The 19,548-nt window shown below is 59.3% G+C and carries 20 protein-coding genes and 1 tRNA gene; 18 read left to right on the top strand and 3 right to left on the bottom strand.

Annotation, left to right across the window (positions count from 1 at the left end):
• Positions 1–56 precede the first annotated feature (56 nt).
• Entirely contained in the window at positions 57–728 is a 672-nt protein-coding gene (locus V8689_RS16525; protein WP_003192030.1) for a Bax inhibitor-1/YccA family protein, read from the bottom strand.
• Positions 729–880: 152 nt separating this feature from the next.
• On the opposite strand from V8689_RS16525, the gene V8689_RS16520 reads away from it, so the two are divergent.
• Positions 881–971, top strand: a tRNA-Ser gene (locus tag V8689_RS16520).
• A gap of 67 nt (positions 972–1,038) precedes the next feature.
• Here the strand turns inward: V8689_RS16520 and V8689_RS16515 are convergent.
• On the bottom strand, positions 1,039–1,815 hold the full coding sequence (locus V8689_RS16515) for a hypothetical protein (protein WP_056783738.1): 777 nt from the start codon (positions 1,813–1,815) through the stop codon (positions 1,039–1,041).
• A 346-nt stretch (positions 1,816–2,161) separates the two neighbouring features.
• Between V8689_RS16515 and V8689_RS16510 the strand changes: the two genes are divergently transcribed.
• From V8689_RS16510 to V8689_RS16485, 6 genes are all read left to right on the top strand, one after another.
• The gene (locus V8689_RS16510) at positions 2,162–2,578 is read left to right on the top strand and encodes an Ivy family c-type lysozyme inhibitor (protein WP_056783741.1); all 417 of its coding nucleotides are present in this window, start codon (positions 2,162–2,164) and stop codon (positions 2,576–2,578) included.
• A gap of 129 nt (positions 2,579–2,707) precedes the next feature.
• Complete coding sequence (locus tag V8689_RS16505) at positions 2,708–3,109, top strand: hypothetical protein (protein WP_056783742.1); 402 nt, start codon at positions 2,708–2,710, stop codon at positions 3,107–3,109.
• A 92-nt stretch (positions 3,110–3,201) separates the two neighbouring features.
• Positions 3,202–3,399, top strand: a complete 198-nt coding sequence (locus tag V8689_RS16500) for a hypothetical protein (protein ID WP_014718870.1) — start codon at positions 3,202–3,204, stop codon at positions 3,397–3,399.
• Positions 3,400–3,593: 194 nt separating this feature from the next.
• Positions 3,594–4,334, top strand: a complete 741-nt coding sequence (locus tag V8689_RS16495; RefSeq protein WP_056783745.1) for a hypothetical protein — start codon at positions 3,594–3,596, stop codon at positions 4,332–4,334.
• Positions 4,335–4,467: 133 nt separating this feature from the next.
• Positions 4,468–4,737, top strand: a complete 270-nt coding sequence (locus V8689_RS16490; protein ID WP_032896723.1) for a hypothetical protein — start codon at positions 4,468–4,470, stop codon at positions 4,735–4,737.
• Between the two features lie 135 nt (positions 4,738–4,872).
• The gene (locus V8689_RS16485) at positions 4,873–6,990 is read left to right on the top strand and encodes a TonB-dependent receptor family protein (RefSeq protein WP_056783749.1); all 2,118 of its coding nucleotides are present in this window, start codon (positions 4,873–4,875) and stop codon (positions 6,988–6,990) included.
• Position 6,991: 1 nt separating this feature from the next.
• Here V8689_RS16485 and V8689_RS16480 read toward each other — a convergent pair whose 3' ends face one another.
• Positions 6,992–8,806 (bottom strand): sigma-54-dependent Fis family transcriptional regulator, encoded by a 1,815-nt coding sequence (locus V8689_RS16480; RefSeq protein ID WP_056783751.1) that lies wholly within the window; start codon positions 8,804–8,806, stop codon positions 6,992–6,994.
• 351 nt (positions 8,807–9,157) lie between these two features.
• Here V8689_RS16480 and V8689_RS16475 point away from each other — a divergent pair, with 351 nt between their 5' ends.
• The 11 genes from V8689_RS16475 (at position 9,158) to V8689_RS16425 (ending at position 19,498) form a co-directional block, all read left to right on the top strand.
• A complete protein-coding gene (locus V8689_RS16475; protein ID WP_056783754.1) occupies positions 9,158–10,252 on the top strand; it encodes an ABC transporter ATP-binding protein in 1,095 nt (364 codons plus the stop codon).
• On the top strand, positions 10,252–11,349 hold the full coding sequence (locus V8689_RS16470; RefSeq protein WP_056783757.1) for an ABC transporter ATP-binding protein: 1,098 nt from the start codon (positions 10,252–10,254) through the stop codon (positions 11,347–11,349). The genes V8689_RS16475 and V8689_RS16470 overlap by 1 nt, the downstream gene beginning before the upstream one ends.
• Positions 11,346–12,212 carry a carbohydrate ABC transporter permease gene (locus V8689_RS16465; RefSeq protein WP_005789024.1) on the top strand — a complete coding sequence of 289 codons (867 nt, stop codon included), beginning with the start codon at positions 11,346–11,348 and terminating at the stop codon, positions 12,210–12,212. The genes V8689_RS16470 and V8689_RS16465 overlap by 4 nt, the downstream gene beginning before the upstream one ends.
• 10 nt (positions 12,213–12,222) lie before the next feature.
• On the top strand, positions 12,223–13,023 hold the full coding sequence (locus V8689_RS16460) for a carbohydrate ABC transporter permease (protein WP_003192012.1): 801 nt from the start codon (positions 12,223–12,225) through the stop codon (positions 13,021–13,023).
• 11 nt (positions 13,024–13,034) lie between these two features.
• Positions 13,035–13,307: a DUF2160 domain-containing protein gene (locus V8689_RS16455; protein ID WP_014718862.1), complete on the top strand. Its 273-nt coding sequence runs from the start codon at positions 13,035–13,037 to the stop codon at positions 13,305–13,307.
• Between the two features lie 162 nt (positions 13,308–13,469).
• Positions 13,470–15,212: an ABC transporter substrate-binding protein gene (locus V8689_RS16450; RefSeq protein WP_003192009.1), complete on the top strand. Its 1,743-nt coding sequence runs from the start codon at positions 13,470–13,472 to the stop codon at positions 15,210–15,212.
• A 147-nt stretch (positions 15,213–15,359) separates the two neighbouring features.
• Complete coding sequence (gene relB, locus V8689_RS16445) at positions 15,360–15,554, top strand: type II toxin-antitoxin system RelB family antitoxin (protein WP_020303079.1); 195 nt, start codon at positions 15,360–15,362, stop codon at positions 15,552–15,554.
• Entirely contained in the window at positions 15,554–15,829 is a 276-nt protein-coding gene (locus V8689_RS16440) for a type II toxin-antitoxin system RelE/ParE family toxin (protein ID WP_044273978.1), read from the top strand. The genes relB and V8689_RS16440 overlap by 1 nt, the downstream gene beginning before the upstream one ends.
• Before the next feature lie 208 nt (positions 15,830–16,037).
• Positions 16,038–17,417: an iron-containing redox enzyme family protein gene (locus V8689_RS16435; RefSeq protein ID WP_056783760.1), complete on the top strand. Its 1,380-nt coding sequence runs from the start codon at positions 16,038–16,040 to the stop codon at positions 17,415–17,417.
• A gap of 11 nt (positions 17,418–17,428) precedes the next feature.
• Positions 17,429–18,373 carry a N5-glutamine methyltransferase family protein gene (locus V8689_RS16430; RefSeq protein ID WP_056783763.1) on the top strand — a complete coding sequence of 315 codons (945 nt, stop codon included), beginning with the start codon at positions 17,429–17,431 and terminating at the stop codon, positions 18,371–18,373.
• A 6-nt stretch (positions 18,374–18,379) separates the two neighbouring features.
• Positions 18,380–19,498, top strand: coding sequence for a carboxylate-amine ligase (locus tag V8689_RS16425; RefSeq protein ID WP_056783905.1), 1,119 nt, complete (start codon positions 18,380–18,382; stop codon positions 19,496–19,498).
• The last annotated feature ends 50 nt before the right edge of the window (positions 19,499–19,548 follow it).

The following is a 19,548-nucleotide window of genomic DNA, read 5'->3' as shown; positions in this document are numbered from 1 at the left end:
AAAATGAAAATGCCCCGTATCTCGCGATACGGGGCATTTTTTATTGCGCTGGCTGATCAGTCATCGCGGCTCATGATGCCGAAGATCTGCAACAGGCTGATGAACAGGTTGTAGATCGACACATACAGGCTAATGGTCGCCATGATGTAGTTACGCTCACCGCCGTGGATGATGGCGCTGGTCTGGAACAGGATGCACACCGAGGAAAACAGCACAAAACCCGCGCTGATCGCCAGTTGCAGGCCGCTGATCTGGAAGAACATGCTGGCCACCACGGCCGCCAGCAGCACGAAGAAACCTGCGGTGATGAAGCCACCCAGGAAGCTCATGTCTTTACGGCTGATCAGCACGTAGGCCGACAGACCACCAAACACCAGGGCGGTCATGGCAAATGCCGAACTGACCACTTCCGCACCGCCGGCCATGCCCAGGTAACGGTTGAGGATTGGGCCGAGGATAAAGCCCATGAAACCGGTCAAGGCAAACGCCGACACCAGGCCCCAGGCCGAGTCACGCAGCTTGTTGGTCAGGAAGAACAGACCGTAGAAGCCGATCAACACGACAAAGATATTCGGGTAACCGACGCGCATCTGCTGGGCCACGTAAGCCATCACGCCGCTGAATGCGAGGGTAAGGGCGAGCAAGCCGTAGGTGTTGCGCAACACGCGGCTGACTTCAAGCTGCTCAGCCTGCGCGTTGCCATTCACTGCGTAATTCTGTTCGCGCATGGCGACACTCCTTCAGTTTTGAAACGTTCAGTCGCAAAGATCATAACAGACGCCCTGTAACAAGCGATGCAGAGAGTTTGACAGTGTGTTTCATTCGGGTATTATGGCGCCCGCTGACACGGGATGGGCTACTATAATCCTGTGATGCACAAGGGAAATTGGCAGAGTGGTTGAATGCACCGGTCTTGAAAACCGGCGAACGTTAATAGCGTTCCCAGGGTTCGAATCCCTGGTTTCCCGCCAAGATTTACACAAAAGCCTCGCGAAAGCGGGGCTTTTGCGTTTCTGGGGTTTGGTTATACCGGGCTATTTAGGCAGTTGGTCTAACTCGAAAGGCCAGGAACACCGGCCCGAATGGGAAGGTACTGACTTTCAGCTCATCCAGTGGATTGAGCGTGTGCGTGCGGCTTCCAGCGTTGCTGTAGATCACGTGGCTGCTGGATACGGCAATGTTGATCTTGCCGGCGGCCGCCTGGATTAGATTCACCTTGAACCCTTCAATCACATCATCACCGATTGTCAGCGTGACATCTGTATCGCTGATGACCAGTATCGACTTGCCTGAATCCGACATGGTCAAGGGCCTGCTGCCGGTGATAGAAACATTAGTGTGCACATGTCCGCCAGCGTGGTAACTGACCATTCTCGGATCAGCGAAGACCCGGGCGAAGGAGCCGACATAATTCACACTGGCGCGCATGTCGTCGAATTGCTCAACCACGTATGTACCAATGCTGCCGGAAACTTCCCCATTGGGGTCCAGAACCCATTTGCGTCCTACCATCAACCCGATCTGGGTATTGGCGCGTACACCGGCACGCATTTCTTCCAGAAAGAGCTGGCTGATCTGGCCACCGCCTTTGCCCTGGACATAGGTAAATCGTGCAATGGAATGGCTGTCGCCAGTGGGGCTGCCTTGGGCAGTATCGACCTTGTAGTCGACAAAGTCTGCCGAGACGATGGTGGTCGTGGTGTTGGCGTTTGGCGCCCAGGTAAAATCCAGGACCCTGCCGGTTTTGACCTGCTCTAGAGAGGTGGTGGCTTGTGATGTAGTCGTAGAGCCTGACTGCTTCAAATCGTCATTCATGATACTCATCCGTAAGTGAAGTCGAGGGTCGAAAGTACACGAAGCAAATGGCCGCCGTCATCACAGCACGTTTTCTACAAGACTATGCTGTCTTACTTGATCCGTATGGAGCTGTCATCGTGCACGTGCCCTCGCACTGCGTATTCATTACTAAGCACAGTACGGAGCTTTTAGCTTGACTGATTTATTCCTCTACACGGCAGCCATGGCCTGCCTCATGATTTCAAGCTTGTTTGTTAGGTGAACGTCGAAACTTCTAAAACAGTGCCCTGTCCCAGCTTTCATACCGATGTTTAAGTGCAACCTGCGAAAGCGGCTGAAAAGTCAGCGAGATGGAGTCATTCGAATGAAAATACTGAGCCTTTCGATGCTGGCGGGTGCCTCCATGATGCTAGTCTCTGAAGGCGTTTGGGCTGAGCAATATCTGCCCGAGATTGCCAGCAAAGCGCCTTACAAAAAAGCCTACGCAGAGATGCTCAGTTATCCGGACTGGGTCAGTAAAGCTCAGGGCACAGCGTCGCCAGTCGAGACGGTTTCGGCGGATGGTAAGCGCTTTACGGTAGGCCACATGTGCAAGCCACATGATTGTGCAGACAATCAGCTAATCGTGGTCTTTAACACAGATGGAACAAAGTCCTGGGGGCTACTCGCGACGCGTCCAGCCGAGGGAGAGGCATTCAGTAAGCAATTGCTGGGTGATCCCGACAGTGTCGTTCAGGGCCTACTGAATAAGTCGTTTGCTGACAACAATCCCGAAGATTGATGACCGGTGTCGCTCTGCTGCGGCAAACGGTGGGTGGGGAGAACGACCATCAGATAAGACATAGCGAACAGACAGCTTGTTATGGTTATCGTGGATGTTAAAGTCGCACAAATTTTTTGAGGGAACGATATGCGAGGCTTAATCGGAGCATTACTGCTTGCTGCTCTTGGTGGGTGCTCCACTTCGCCTATATCTGCCGACATCGCAGACCCTGTGCCATCCACAAGGATGTATGCCTTCACGGAAAAGAACGCGGCTCAGTTGGTGGTGACTAGAGACTCGGGCATCTACGGAGCTGAAGTCCGTTTTATTTTGCATATTGATGGGAAACCGGCTGCCGAGTTTCACCCTGGGGAGGTTGCCAGGTTTGGGCTGGCCCCTGGCAAGCATATTCTTGGTGTCTCGAAATACATGCTTTTCGGCACCTCAAGAATCATCGAATCAGAAATTGATATGAAGCCGGGAGACCTTGTTCGCCGCAGAATTTCTCAGCACGGCAGCAGTTTTTCTTTCACCTCGACTGCCTACTAAACGCCATTCGTCTAACGCCCGGCACTCTCAATCCCGATGCAGCCTCTCATTCCTAAGCGCGGATATCCCGAGCCTATAAACGGAGTGCCAGCATGGAAATCAACGAGAAAGCCCCAGGCAACATTTCCCAGCAAGCGGTTACCCGGGGCACCGATAACGAGACCGGCCATGACCCGCGGCGTGACGAGGACAATATCCCGCTGCCGCCGGATGACGAGGCGCCTCTTGAAGAAGATATGTCGGATGTAGATGCGGCCGATTCAGTAGCTACTGAGCATCCCAAGACCTGAAGGCGTTCAGGCCAAAGAGCCCGGCCCTGTGCCGGGCTTTGTCTGCTGGCCCCCTTGGTCTCGTTCACCTCCTTGTGGCTGTAAGCCGATGCTGATCCGACCCGCACCGCTGCACTTTTTTCCCTTTTGCTGATCTACCTCTGTCCCGGCCACCCGACTCCCGCGTGCGGCCCACAGAATCAGACCCGGTGCCGATGGATCGAACGTTTACGATTTTTACCACCCGATGGCCGCTGTTGCTGGCTGCGATGTTCGCGCTGTGTGCAGTGGGTTGCAGCCAACAACAGGGCCGCGATATCGCCAGGCAGTTCAGCGATGGCAAGCCCGATGAGTTCTTCCAGACCAGCGTCGACCGCATGGCCACCTTGGGCATGCGTGACAACCTGCAAAGCCTCTACTTGCTGATGAGCAAGCTCTACCTGCGCAACCCCAGCCAATGGCGTCAATCGGGCTACCCGGATGCGGTGACCGCCGCCCGGCAAATCCGCCAGGCCATCGAAAATCGCCAACCCTTGCCCGCACTGGGTGACCGGCGTGACCTGGCTGCCTTGAGTTATTCCTTGAGCCCTGACTTTCGCGGCGATCGCGTCGGCGCGTTCATCTATGCGATTGGCAGCATGCTCGTAACCGCTCACGGCGGGCGCACGCAGTTTTATGTGACCGACTCGATCAACCCGCAGTTTGTCAGCAATGCCGCGCGCAATATCGAAAAGGCCACCTGGTTGCTCAGCCAGCGTCAGGATGCCAATGGCGTGTTGCTGTTGTTTTCCAATGAAATATCGGAGGAGGGCAGTAACCTCAGTTTTGCCGTTGAGTTCGGCAAGATCGTCGCGCGTTTGGACTTGCTTACCCAAATCCTCGATGAGCGCTACCGACGCATTGGCCTCAATTACGCACAAAGCCTGTTGCTGATGAATTTCCTGCCGGTGCAATAAGGCCCGTCGCATCGACCAATCGGTGCGGTGTTTCCCTTTCCGCTGTAGGAAGCGGCCTATCTTGCCTCCTGTGGCTTGAAACGCTTGCCTGCGGGCAATAGCCTCGGATTTTTCTTAAACACGAGGCCCTACCTTGGGTAAACGAAAAACGGTTTGGCCCACGGATCGCGAAATACGCTTGCGGTTTATCCTCTATGCGGTGATCGACGCCGCGACGGCCCAGGGCGTGTCTGCCGAGTTGTTGCTGCCGGCGCATAAGTTATTGCGTGACTCGCCCACGGAGGCCCAGTTGCGCGACACCTTGGGGGAGATTCTCGCCACTGACGAAATGTATGGCTTTCGCTTTGCGCCGGGGTCGGATGCAGATGATCTGCTGCGGGCATTGGCAACTACCGATGGCTAAACTGATTCATCCCTGTTTTTGATACGCCCCTGTCCGTCATTAAGGAGTGACTCGACGGGCGTGCCTGCCTTCCCATCACTGTTCGCGTGGTGGGCTTGGCCTGGCACGTTCCCGGATTCCAAGGACCTGCCCCCAATGCTGCTGCGCCACCCCCCGTTTATTTTTGCCGCCTTGACCCTCAGTTCGCTGGTACAGGCCGAAGGCCTGCAATTGGCGCCGGTTGAAGTCACCACGGCCGAGGCCAGCGCCGCAGAAATCGCCCAGGCGCAGCTCAAAAGCATGCCCGGTGGCACCAATTACATCGACATGGACAGCGTTCAGCAGGGACGGGTCAGCAGCAACGAGGATGTCTTCAAGTACCAGGCTGGTGTTTACGCCAAGGCGGCCAATAACGAAGGGGTGAAGGTGTCCATTCGTGGCTCGGGCCTGAACCGCGCGCCCGGTGCCCACGCCTCCGGCCTGTATGAAATGTTCGACGGCCTGCCGCTTACCGGCCCAGGGGGTACGCCTTATGAGCTGAAGGACCCGCTGTGGCAAAGCCGGGTAGAGGTGCTGCGTGGCGCCAACGGGTTCGATCAGGGCGCGTTGGCTTTGGGCGGTGCGGTCAATTACGTCACCCGCACCGGCTTGGACGCGCCCAAGCTGCAAGTGCGCTATGAGGTCGGCAGTCGCGGCTATGCTCAACGTGAAGTCAGTTCGGGGCAAGTGCTGGGGGACGCCGACTATTACATCAGCCTCACCGATTCGGAATCCGACGGTTATCAGCACCAGAGCGCTGGTACCGGCAAGGGCATCGCCGCCAACTTTGGCTATCGCTTTAACCCGGACCTGGAAACGCGCTTCTACTTGCGTTATCGCGAAACCACCAACGATTCTCCCGGCAGGCTCACGCGTGACCAGATCAGCCATGATCCGCGTGCCGCCAACAGCCTCAATGCCGCCCGCGATTCAAAACGCCTGCAACCGGGCTCCACCTGGATCGCCAACAAAACCACCTTGCGCTTGGACGATAATTCACGGGTCGAGGTCGGGCTGGCCTATCACGATTACCCTATGGACCTGCGCGAAGGCACCAACCGCCTCAAAGTCGCCTACACCGATATCAGCGGCACCCTGAATTACATCCGCCAGGACAGCCTGTTCGGCCATGCCAGTACCACCACCCTCGGCCTGCGTACCACCCAGGCGATGCCGAACAATGGCGCGTCGGAATACGTGCGCATCCCTGCGGGCAATACCGCCATTTATGCCCCCGGCACCAAGACCCGCGACTACAGCTACCTGGGCTCCGATACCGTGCTGCATGTAGGCAATGAGCTGGAACTGCTGGAGGATCTATGGCTGACCACCGGCCTCGCCGCCATCTACACGCGCCGCGAAACTCAGGTCACGTACCCCGACGGCCAGGCGCCGACAAGTCAGCATGATTGGGATTATGCACCGCGCATCGGCCTGCGTTACGACTTCACCCCGCAGTTGCAGGTCTACGGCAACCTGAGCCGCTCGGTTGAGCCACCGCATGCGTGGTCGATGATCTGGGGTTCCAACAAGTACTTCGGGCCGGGCAGTGGGGCGGCCACGGGGTTGCAGCGCGAAGGCGTGAAGCTGCGTAATCAGACCGCCACCACCCTGGAAATCGGCGGGCGCGGTGAAGCCTGGCTCGGCCAATGGGACCTGGCGCTCTATCGTTCTGAGGTTCGCCACGAGCTGCTCTCCGTGGAAACCCAGGCCCAAACCGCCAACAGTAGCGCCATCATCGCCGAGTCCAACGCTAGCCCAACCGTGCACCAGGGTGTGGAGTTGAGCCTGCTCAGCCCGCTGTGGGACGGCGGCCGCAGCGGTAAGCTCGATCTGCGCCAGGCCTACACCTTCAGCGACTTCCACTACCGCGACGACGAGCGTTTCGGCGACAACACCTTGCCCGGCATTCCCAAGCACTACTACCAGGCGCAACTGCGCTACAGCCACCCGACGGGTTTCTACACCAGCCTTAACACCGAGCACGCCTCACGGGTAGCGGTGGACTACGCCAACTCCTACTACGCGGCGGCCTACACCACCCTCGGCGCCACCTTCGGCTACGACGCGCCCAAGCAGGATTGGCAAGCCTGGGTCGACCTGCGCAACCTCACCAACCGCCGCTACGCCAACACCGTCACCCCGGGCTACGACGACAAAGGCATGGACGCGGCGCGCTCCACCCCTGCGGATGGGCGGGGTATCTACACCGGCGTTTCCTGGAGTTGGCGTTAACTCAGCCGTCGTGCTGGCGCAGGCGCTTGTACAGTGTGTTGCGGCTCACTCCTAACTCCCGCGCCAGGTGGGAGATGTTCCCGCCCACGGCTTCCAGGCGCTGGTTCAGGTCAAGGCGTTCATTCAGGTGTTCGGGTTTGGACTGCGGCACCGTCGCCTGCAAATCCACAAAAAAATCATCGGGCAGGTGCTCTGCGCGGATCGGCTGCTCTTCGGCCATTGCCAACGCCACCTGCAACACGCTGCTCACCTGGCGTAAATTCCCCGGCCACGGGTGTTGCTCAAATAGCCTCAGCACCTCGGCACTCAGCCCGGCCCATTGCGTCGGCTCGCGGTGTTGCTGCCACAGTTGCTGGAACAGCGCCTGCTTGTCGGTACGCTCGCGCAGTGGCGGCAGTTCCAGGGTCAGGCCGCCGATGCGGTAGTACAAGTCTTCGCGAAAGCGTCCGGCCTGCACGAGTTCGCGCAGTGCGCGGTTGGTCGCCGAGATGATGCGCAAATCCACCGGGAACACCTCGCTGCTGCCCACCGGCTGCACGCATCGTTCTTGCAGCACCCGTAACAGGCGGGCCTGGGTCGGCAGCGGCATATCGCCGATCTCGTCGAGAAACAGCGTGCCCTTGTCCGCCTTGCGGATCAGGCCGATGCTGCCTTTCTGGTTGGCGCCGGTGAAGGCGCCTTTTTCGTAGCCGAACAGTTCCGATTCCACCAGCTCTGCGGGGATCGCCGCACAGTTCACCGCGATCAACGCCTGTCGGCTGCGGGAACTGGCCTGGTGCAGGGCTTTGACGAACACCTCTTTGCCCACGCCGGTCTCGCCGTGAATCAACAACGGAATGTCTTTTTCCAGCAGGCGCTCGGCCTGGCGCACGGCTTTTTCCACGCGCACATCGCCAAAATGCAGGGTCTTAAGGTTGATCGACGTCGGTGCTGGCGGCGGCTGGCTGAACACCCGCGCCTGCACCGGCATCTGCTTGGGCCGCTTCAACAGGCACTGGAACCGATTGCGTCCCGCCGCTTGCAAGGCGAAGGGCAGCCCTTCCGGTTGGTTGAGCAACTCCAGCAGCGAGACCTTGAACAGGCTGTCGATCATCACCCGCGACAGGCTGATGCCCAGCAGATTATCTGCGCGCCGATTGGCCGACAGCACCTGGCCGCTTTCATCAAAGATCAGCAGGCCGGCCCATTGGCTGTCGAGGTTGCTCAGGCCGGTGTTGAAGGTCAGTTGGAAATGTTCGCCGCGAAACAGGTTGAGGATCAGCCGGTTCTCCACGGTCTGGCTCATCATCTTGACCATGCCCAAGGTGTGTGAGGGCGGCAGGTAACTGTCGCTGGACACGTCCAGCACGGCGATGATTTCGCGCTGGGCGTCAAAAATCGGCGCCGCGGAACCGGTCATGAAGCGGTTGGCCTTGAGGAAGTGTTCATCGTGTTCAATATGCACGGCCTGGGCGCAGGCCAGCGCGGTGCCGATGGCATTGGTGCCGCTGGCGCGCTCTATCCAGCTGGCGCCGGGGCTGAAGCCACGGGCCAGCGTGGGTTCGATAAACCGCTGGGTACCCCACGAGGTCAGCACCTGGCCCTGATTGTCGGCCAGCATGATCAGGCAATTGGAATTGCTGAGGATGTTCTCGTAGTAGGGCAACACTTCCTGATGGGTGGTCTGCACCAGGGAATGTTGACTTTCCAGGAGTTGGCGAATGCCCTCGGCGGGCAGTTGGTCAAAGCTGGGGGCGCTCTGGTGGTCCAGGCCGTAGGCGCGGCAACGGCGCCAGGATTCCTGGATAAGGGTGTCGTGGGTCAAGGGTTCGGCCATCGTGCGACCTTCTTTATTATTGTTGTCGGGTCTTGCGCCATCTAACGTCAGACATCGAACAATGTGGGAGCGGGCTTGCCCGCGATGGCAATGGGTCAGGCACAGCATCTACAAACTGGTGCACCGCCATCGCGGGCAAGCCCGCTCCCACATTTGATCTTCGTCGCGCATAAAGTGTTGTTCACAACTGTTCATTGTCAACCCCGGCAGTGTTCAGTTGTTCAGCCGGATTGTTCACTCCTGAACATCATGATTCACCCATTTCCTTACACATCAAGCGCTTGCGGTTTTGGCACGAAACTCGCTCTGACAACGGACCAGATTCATTCCAATAATAAAAAAGGTCGTGTCATGTCATTGACCCTGGAACATGTCTCCCGCGTTGTAGACGGCCAAACCTGGATCGACGACGCCAACCTGCGGTTCGAAGCCGGTTCTTTCAACGTCCTGCTCGGTCGCACCCTGTCGGGTAAGACCAGCCTGATGCGCCTGATGGCCGGCCTGGACAAGCCCGACAGCGGTCGCATCCTGATGAACGGTGTGGATGTCACGCAAAAGCCGGTACGCCTGCGCAATGTGTCGATGGTCTACCAGCAGTTCATCAACTACCCGACCATGACCGTGTTCGAGAACATCGCCTCGCCGTTGCGCCAGGCCGGTGTGTCCCAGGAGGTGATCCAGAGCAAGGTGCTGGAAACCGCGAAGATGCTGCGCATCGAGAAATTCCTGCAGCGCCACCCCCTGGAGCTGTCCGGTGGCCAGCAGCAACGCACCGCCATGGCCCGCGCCTTGGTGAAGGACGCCGAACTGATTCTGTTCGATGAGCCGCTGGTCAACCTGGACTACAAACTGCGCGAAGAGCTGCGTCAGGAAATGCGCGAACTGTTCAAGGCGCGCCACACCATCGCCATTTATGCCACCACCGAGCCCAACGAAGCCCTGGCCTTGGGTGGCACCACCACCATCCTTCACGAGGGGCGAGTGATACAGAGCGGCAAGGCCGCCGAGGTCTACCACCAGCCGCAAACCGTGCTCGCCGCTGAGCTGTTCTCCGAGCCGCCGATCAACCTGATGCCAGGGCGCATCAGCGGTAACGAAGTGAGCTTCGCCAATTTCGTGCATTTCCCACTCAATGTTGACCTGCGGCCCATCGGCGAAGGCGATTTCCGCTTTGGCGTGCGCCCCAGTCATATCAGCCTGGTGCCCAGCAACGATGATGACCTGGAGCTGGCGGTGACCGTGGAAGTCGCCGAAATCAGCGGCTCGGAAACCTTCCTGCATGTGCGCAGTGAGCACTTCCTGCTGGTGCTGCACCTGCCGGGGGTGCATGAGTACGATGTCGACGCGCCGATCCGCGTGTATATCCCCACCCATAAACTGTTTGTGTTCGATGGTCAGGGCCGCTTGGTCCAGGCCCCCGGGCGCCGTGTCGCGAGGGTTGCCTGATGGCCGAGATCCATTTGCGCAACCTGGCCCATAGCTACAGCCCTACGCCCGCTGGGCCAGAAGACTACGCCATTCGGGAAATGAACCATGTGTGGGAGCAGGGCGGTGCCTACGCCTTGCTCGGGCCGTCAGGCTGCGGCAAGTCCACGCTGCTCAATATCATTTCCGGCCTGCTCAGCCCGTCCGAAGGCCAGGTGCTGTTCGATACCCAAGTGGTCAACGACCTTACCCCGGAGAAGCGCAATATCGCCCAGGTGTTCCAGTTCCCGGTGGTGTACGACACCATGACGGTGTTCGACAACCTGGCGTTCCCGCTACGCAACCAGGGCATGGCCGAAGCGAAAATTCACAGCAAGGTGCAGGAGATCGCCGAAGTCCTCGACCTGCAAAACCTGCTGAGCAAAAAAGCTCGCAACCTCACCGCCGACGAAAAACAGAAAGTCTCCATGGGCCGTGGCCTTGTGCGCGATGACGTGTCGGCGATTCTGTTCGATGAGCCGCTGACGGTGATCGACCCGCACCTGAAGTGGAAACTGCGGCGCAAGCTCAAGCAGATCCATGAGCAGTTCAATATCACCATGGTCTACGTTACCCACGATCAACTGGAAGCCTCCACCTTCGCCGACAAGATCGCGGTGATGTACGGCGGGCAAATCGTGCAGTTCGGTACGCCGCGTGAATTGTTCGAACGGCCCAGCCACACCTTTGTCGGTTATTTCATCGGTAGCCCTGGGATGAATCTGATCGAGGTGCAGGCCAAGGCTGGCGGTGTAGGGTTCGCCACTACCCTGTTGCCACTGTCCGAAGCGTTGCAGCAACGTCTCAACGCCACCGACTACAAAAAGCTCCAGGTTGGTATCCGCCCGGAATTTATCCACGTGTGGGACGAGTACAACCCTGACGCCCTGCAAGCCGACGTCGTCCATGTGGAAGACCTCGGCACCTACAAGATCATGACCCTCAACCTCGACGGCGCCACCCTCAAGGTGCGGCTGGCCGAGGACAAGCCGGTGCCGGAAGGCAAGGCTTCCATCAGCTTCCCCGCGCAATGGCTGATGCTCTACGCCGACGATTACCTGCTGGAGGTGGCGCCATGAACAAGGTGCAGAACAACAAGGCCTGGTGGCTGGTGTTGCCGGTGTTCCTGCTGGTGGCGTTCAGTGCGGTGATCCCGATGATGACCGTGGTCAACTATTCGGTGCAGGACATTTTCGACCAGTCCAGCCGCTATTTTGTCGGGGCCGACTGGTACAAGCAGGTGCTGCTCGACCCGCGCCTGCACGACTCGCTGCTGCGCCAGTTCATCTACTCGGCCTGCGTGCTATTGATTGAGATCCCATTGGGCATCGCCATCGCCCTGACCATGCCCACCAAGGGCCGCTGGTCCTCGCTGGTGCTGATCATTCTCGCCATTCCGTTGCTGATTCCGTGGAACGTGGTCGGCACCATCTGGCAGATTTTTGGCCGTGCCGACATCGGCCTGCTGGGCTCGACCCTCAACGCCATGGGCATCAGCTACAACTACGCGGCCAACACCATGGACGCCTGGGTCACCGTGTTGGTGATGGATGTGTGGCACTGGACCTCATTGGTGGCGCTGCTGTGCTACTCCGGCTTGCGCGCGATTCCGGACGTGTACTACCAGGCCGCGCGGATTGATCGTGCATCGGCCTGGGCGGTGTTCCGACATATCCAGTTGCCGAAGATGAAAAGCGTGCTGCTGATTGCGGTGATGCTGCGGTTCATGGACAGCTTCATGATCTACACCGAACCCTTCGTGCTCACCGGCGGCGGACCGGGTAATGCCACCACTTTCCTGAGCCAGACGCTTACCCAGATGGCCGTCGGCCAATTCGACCTGGGCCCGGCGGCGGCGTTTTCCCTGGTGTACTTCCTGATCATCCTGTTGGTGTCCTGGCTGTTCTACACCGCCATGACCCATTCCGACGCCAACCGCTGAGGCCGCCAACATGAGCAAGCGCAAGCTTATTCCACTACTGGTTTACATCCTGTTCCTGCTGGTGCCGATCTACTGGCTGCTGAACATGTCCTTCAAGAGCAACACCGAAATCCTCGGCGGCCTGACCCTGTTTCCGCAGGATTTCACCCTGGCCAACTACAAGGTGATCTTCACCGACCCGAGCTGGTACACCGGCTACCTCAACTCGCTCTACTACGTGAGCCTCAACACGGTGATCTCCTTGAGCGTGGCGCTGCCGGCGGCCTATGCGTTCTCGCGCTACCGCTTCCTGGGTGACAAGCACCTGTTCTTCTGGCTGCTCACCAACCGTATGGCACCGCCGGCGGTGTTCCTGCTGCCGTTCTTCCAGCTGTATTCATCCATTGGCCTGTTCGATACGCACATCGCCGTGGCGCTGGCCCATTGCCTGTTCAACGTGCCGTTGGCGGTATGGATCCTGGAAGGCTTCATGTCCGGGGTGCCGAAGGAAATCGACGAAACCGCCTACATCGACGGCTATAGTTTTCCCAAGTTCTTCGTGAAGATTTTTATCCCGCTGATTGGCTCCGGTATCGGTGTCACGGCGTTCTTCTGTTTTATGTTTTCCTGGGTCGAACTGCTGCTGGCGCGCACGCTGACCTCGGTCAACGCCAAGCCCATCGCAGCGGTGATGACCCGCACGGTGTCGGCTTCTGGCATTGATTGGGGCGTGCTGGCAGCGGCGGGGGTGTTGACCATCCTGCCGGGCATGCTGGTGATCTGGTTTGTTCGCAACCACGTGGCCAAGGGCTTTGCCTTGGGCCGGGTCTAGAGGAATCGATGATGGAATGGATGGCCTGGACCACCCCCACAGCGCTGTTCTTTGGCGGTATTGCCCTGATTCTGGCGGGCATGACCACTTGGGAATTGCGTTCCCCGAGTATCCCGCGGCGCGGTTTGCTGCCGATCAGCACCACCCGTGGCGATCGCTTGTTTATCGGTCTGCTCGGCAGCGCCTACCTGCATTTGCTGGTCATTGGCGTTACCGACTGGAGCATCTGGGTGGCGTCCGCGCTCTCCCTGGTATGGCTGTTGAGTGTGATGCGTTGGGGCTAGCTGTGCACACCCCTGTAGGAGCGCGCTTGCTCGCGAAAATCGTCAACGATAACGCAGTGCTCCTGGTAGCCCGCGGTGTCTTTGCGTTCTTCGCGAGCAAGCTCGCTCCTACAAGGGAGGTGATTGCCGATAGCCCCGTTTGAAATTAACCTGGAGGTCTCTATGTTGAATAAAAACAATAAGCTGCGACATAGCATTTCATTGGCCGCCGTACTGGCCCTCAGTGGTTTGAGCGCTTCGGCCTGGGCCGATGCGTATGAAGATGCCGCAAAAAAATGGATCGGCAGCGAGTTCAAACCCTCGACCCTTACCGAAGCCCAACAGCTGGAGGAGTTGAAGTGGTTTATCAAGGCGTCGGAGCCGTTCCGTGGGATGAAGATCAACGTGGTGTCGGAAACCCTCACCACCCACGAGTACGAATCCAAGGTGCTGGCCAAGGCCTTTAGTGAAATCACCGGCATCAAGCTGACCCACGACCTGCTGCAGGAAGGCGACGTAGTGGAGAAGCTGCAAACCCAGATGCAGTCCGACAAGAACATCTATGACGGCTGGGTCAACGATTCCGACTTGATCGGTACCCACTTTCGCTACGGCAAGACCGAATCCATCACCGACCTGATGGCCAACGAAGGCAAGGACTTCACCTCGCCTACTCTGGATCTCAAGGACTTTATCGGCCTGTCGTTCACCACCGCGCCGGACGGCAAGATCTACCAGTTGCCCGACCAGCAGTTTGCCAACCTCTACTGGTTCCGCGCTGACTGGTTCGAGCGGCCGGAGTTGAAGGCCAAGTTCAAGGAGAAATACGGCTACGACCTGGGCGTGCCGGTGAACTGGTCGGCGTATGAAGACATCGCCAAGTTCTTCAGCGAAGACGTCAAGGAGATCGACGGCAAGCGCATTTATGGGCACATGGACTACGGCAAGAAAGACCCGTCCCTGGGCTGGCGCTTCACTGACGCCTGGTTCTCCATGGCCGGCGGCGGCGACAAGGGCTTGCCCAACGGCTTGCCGGTGGACGAGTGGGGCATCCGTGTGGAGGACTGCCACCCGGTGGGCTCCAGCGTCACCCGTGGCGGCGACACCAACGGCCCGGCGGCGGTATTTGCCACGCAGAAATACGTGGACTGGATGAAAGCTTACGCTCCTCCGGAAGCGGCGGGCATGACCTTCTCCGAATCCGGCCCGGTGCCGTCCCAGGGCAACATCGCCCAGCAGATCTTCTGGTACACCGCGTTTACCGCCGACATGGTCAAGCCGGGCCTGCCGGTCGTGAATGCCGACGGTACGCCGAAATGGCGTATGGCACCGTCGCCGGTCGGGCCGTATTGGGAAAAGGGCATGAAGAAGGGCTATCAGGACGTAGGCTCCTGGACCTTCCTCAAGTCCACACCCGAGAAGCAGAAACTCGCGGCCTGGCTCTACGCGCAATTCGTGACCTCAAAAACCGTGTCGCTGAAGAAAACCATCGTTGGCCTGACGCCGATTCGTGAGTCCGATATCAACTCCCAGGCCATGACCGACATGGCGCCCAAACTCGGCGGCCTGGTGGAGTTCTACCGCAGCCCGGCGCGCACCGAGTGGTCGCCGACCGGTACCAACGTGCCCGACTACCCACGCCTGGCGCAACTGTGGTGGAGCAACATCGCCGCAGCGGCCAGCGGCGAGAAAACCCCGCAACAGGCGCTGGACAACCTGGCCAAGGAGCAGGATGCGATCATGACGCGCCTGGAACGCTCCAAGGTGCAGCCGGTGTGCGGCCCGAAAATGAACCCCGAGCGTGACGCGCAATACTGGTTCGACCAGCCGGGCGCGCCGAAGCCGAAACTGGCCAACGAGAAGCCCAAGGGCGAAACCGTGAACTACAACGACCTGCTCAAGCAGTGGGAGGCGGCGCGTAAGTAATTTCGCTGAATGAGCTGAACACAACGGCACGCTTGCGTGCCGTTGTTTTTTTGTTTTTGGGTGGGCCACCTGCATTTCATCTGGTGGTCCGAGACAGCCTGCTAGCTTGGGACTAAACTGCTGAGCATTCATACAGGAGGTCATCTCATGGGTGTTCCACTTTCCCCAATTGTTTCCGAATTTGAAACTGAGGAGCAGGCAAATAGCCATGATCTTTGGTTTCGCGCCAAAGTCGAAAAAAGCTTGGCCAACCCCGGACCTGGTGTACCCCATGACGAAGTCATGGCGAGGGTTGAGGCGATTATCCTTGAAGCAGAACGCAAGCAGAGGGTCAAAGCCTGATGTTGAGTGTTGTTTGGCTTGATGAGGCTATCAGCGACCTGATTGATATCGTTACTTTCATTGCAGCAGAGAATCCTGGGGCTGCGCGCCGTATCAAGACACGCCTTGAAGGTGCGCCTCTGCCACTGACCGAGCATCCTTACCTGTATCCGAACGGCCGTGTGCCCGGCACTCGGGAGGTCGTCGTTCACCCCAATTACGTCCTGGTGTATCGAGTAACAGCAGAGCGCATCGAGATAGTCAACGTGTTGCACGCTCGGCAAGAGTATCCCTGATTTCTCCTCATATCGCGTTGGGCACGACTATTGACCCAATGCCCCCATCGCAATAACACCGCGACCGCTTGTCCCCAGGTTAACAATCCCATCTGAATTTTCCGCACATCTCAAGGTTCTGCATCTTAGAAGCGCATGTTTTTCAAGCGCTCTTGCGGGGCCACCTTGTGGGAGGCCCGTTGTAACGGACTTTGCGGAAACTGCCATCATGACACTCCTTACAGCGCTGTCTGGCCAGCCGGCCTCTCTCACCGATTCGGCCCAGGGCCGCCATCAACGGGTGTACCAACAACTGCATGGCGAAACCCAAGACGCCACCGAACTGGCGCGTGAATACCTGCACGATCAATTGGCTCTGGTAGAAGCCACCGATTGCGACTTGCCAGAGGCGCCCGAACAGTTGCTGGCCTGGGTCGAGCAGCGCTGCGCCGAGGTGGCCCAGGCCTATGCCGACTACCTTGAGCAGCGCCGGCAAGGCGGGCCACGGCGGTATTTCCAGAACAAGGCCCATGCGTTGTATTTCCTGCAGTGCGTGGCGCCGACCAAACAGGTGGACGGCGCCTGGCTCTACGGCTTGCTGCGCTATTGGCAAGACCAGCGCTTCGACGGCCTGCTCACCACTTACCTGGAAGAATTGGGCGACGGTGAAGCCGCGCAGAACCATGTGGTGATCTACCGCAAGTTGCTCAGCGAACACGATGCCGACAGCGAAGCCGGCCTTGAGGATGACCATTACCTGCAAGGCGCGCTGCAACTGGCGCTGGGTGTGTGTGCCGACGAGTTCCTGCCGGAAGTCATTGGCTTCAACCTGGGCTATGAACAGCTGCCGCTGCACCTGTTGATCACCGCCTATGAACTCAGTGAGCTGGGCATCGACCCTTATTACTTCACGCTGCATGTCACCATCGACAATGCCAGCAGTGGCCACGCCTGCAAGGCCGCACAATCGGTGCTGAACCTGTTGCCGCTGGGCGAGGGCAGGGTAGACTTCTATCGCCGTGTGGCCGCAGGCTACCGTCTGAATGATCTGGGCCTCGGTACCACGTCTATCATCAAACAGTTCAACTTGCAGGACGAGGTGGTGGCGATGCTTGAGCGCAAGCGCGCCTTCGGCCAGCACATGCATTCGGACTATTGCCGCTTCGAAGGCCAGACCGTCAACCAATGGCTGGCCCAGCCTGGGCAGATCGGCGCGTTTCTCAAGGCCCTGGAAGACAAGGGCTGGATCCAGCACAACCAGAACCCCGCCAACAGCCGTTTCTGGCAACTCATCGAGGGTGCTGGCGCCGCGATGTTCGGGGTGTTCAGCGGTTATGAAAAACAACTGATCCATGACTGGATTGCGGGTGAATGGGTGGCCAGCGAACGCGTGCCGCCCGTACGGCCGGGACGCGGCAGCCGGTTTTCCCGCGAGCAGCATCGTCCAGCGGACCCGGATACCCAGGCCCTGGCGGAGTCGTTGTGCAACCTGCCCGATGTGCAACAGCTCAATGCGCTGATCCCATGGCTGTCGGCACGCCGTCACTGCACGCCTGCCGGGCTGTATGCCACTCGCCGCTTTATCCAACTGCGTGCGCGCCTGCGCTAAGGAATGTGCCTATGTCTGCGCAACAATTGGCTGACCGTGCCTTGTTGAATTTGGGCCGGGGGTTGAAGGAGGGTGGTTATCGCTTTATCACGCCAACGCCCTTGACCCATGAGCGTGTCTACCGGCGGCTGGCGACGCCCCTGGCAATGACGCTGCGCGATGTGTTCGGTTGGTCGATGCCCTTCGATCAAGGCCTGTTGCCCGAGGCCTTGCGTGAGGAGTTGCAGCAAGCGGATGTGATCGAAAAACATGGCGCGCTATGGCGCAGCGCGGTGCGTTGGTCGAGCCTCGATGATCTGTTGTTCGCCCATTCGCCTTATCCCACCGACCAGGCGGACGCGGTGTTTTTCGGCCCCGACAGCTACCGCTTTGCCCAGGTAATCGAAGCCTACCTGCAACAGCGTTTCGAGCCCCTCAAGCGCGCTGTGGACATTGGCTGTGGCGCCGGTGTCGGCGCGCTGATGATTGCCAAAGCCCGACATGACGCCCAGGTGTTGGCGGTGGATATCAACCCCCGTGCCCTGCGCATGACGGCAGTGAATGCCGAACTGGCCGGGCTGAATAACCTCAGCGTTTACCACAGTGACGTGCTGGCCAGTGTGGAGGGCGAATTCGACCTGATCGTCGCCAACCCGCCGTACATGAAAGATGACCGTCAGCGCGCCTATCGCCATGGTGGTGGCGCCCTGGGGGAGCAGTTGTCGCTGCGCATCGTCAGTGAATCCATCGGGCGCCTGGCCCTGGGCGGTAGCTTGCTGCTGTATACCGGGGTGGCGATGGTGGCCGGCAGCGATCCCTTCCTGGAGGCAGTCAAGCCGCTGCTGGGCAGCGACGCCTTCGGCTGGACCTACCGCGAACTGGACCCGGACGTCTTCGGTGAAGAACTGGAAAAGCCAGGCTATGAGCAGGTGGAGCGCATTGCCGTGGTCGCGCTGACTGTCACCCGATTGCGCTGAATGCCGATGCTCACCTTTGGTATTGAAGAGGAATACTTCATCACCGACCTGCACAGCCGTCAGATGGTCGGCGAGCCGTCTGCGGCGGTGCTGGCGGCCTGCCGCGAAGCGATTGGCGCGGGCTTCTCCTTTGAGATGTTCCAGGGGCAGATCGAGGCGGCCTCGCCGGTGTTTACCTCAAGCGCCGAAGCGGCGGATTATTTCTCGACTGTACGCGGCAACCTGGCGCAATCCCTGGCTGAGTTCGGTCTCGGTGTGGTGTGCGCCGGCAGCCACCCGCTGGCCGATTGGCGTGGGCAAAAGCCGACAGATCAGGCGCATTTCCGGCAACTGTTCGACGATATTCAATACGTAGCGCGGCGCAGTGTGTTGTGCGGGCTGCATGTGCATGTGCAGGTCCCGCAAACGCTGGACCGCATTGCGGTGATGAATCAGGTGTCGCCGTGGCTGCCGTTGTTGCTGCTGCTCAGTTGCTCGTCCCCCTTCTGGGATGGCGCGCCCAGCGGCTTTATGAGCTACCGCCAGGTCGCGTGCGACGAGTGGCCCCGCATGGGCGTGCCGGAACACTTCACCGACTGGGCCGAGTACCAGCGCTACCTGGCCATGTTACAGCGCATCGGCGCGATCAAGGCCGATGGCAATGGCTGGTGGGGCATTCGCCCGGCGGCGCGTTACCCCACCCTGGAACTGCGCATGACCGACGCCTGCCCACGGCTGGAGGATGCCTTGGCCCTCGCCACGCTGTTTCGGGTGATGGTCACCCATGCCTGCGCGATGCAGCGCCCTGGCGCCGGTTTCAGTGCCGAGGCGCGCTGGCTGCTCAAGGAGAATCGCTGGCAGGCCAAGCGTTATGGGGCCGCTGGTACCTTTGCGTTGGACCACACCGGCACCCTGGGTAGCGCTGAGCAATGGCTGCAATGCGCCCGACAGACGTTTGCCGCCACCGCAGAGGCCATGGGCGAGCCGCTGTTGTTCGATATCCTGGATGCCTTGCTGAGACGGGGCAATAGCGCGGCCGAGCAGTTGCGCTGGCAGGCCCAGGCCCAGGCCAGCGGCGCCGAGGCGCTTGGCAGCTTGCGCCAGGTAGTCGACCTGCTGTTGGCCCAGACGAGTGGCGACCATTGATCGGGTGTCGCTCTACGTCGAAGGAACACTGAGGGGCTGCTCTGTCCTTA

The sequence above is a fragment of the Pseudomonas sp. AK181 genome (assembly GCF_051122975.1).
GTDB classification, from domain to species: Bacteria; Pseudomonadota; Gammaproteobacteria; order Pseudomonadales; family Pseudomonadaceae; genus Aquipseudomonas; species Aquipseudomonas lactis.
The sequence above is the reverse complement of the archived record's forward strand: the minus strand, read 5'-3'. Positions and strand labels throughout refer to the sequence as shown.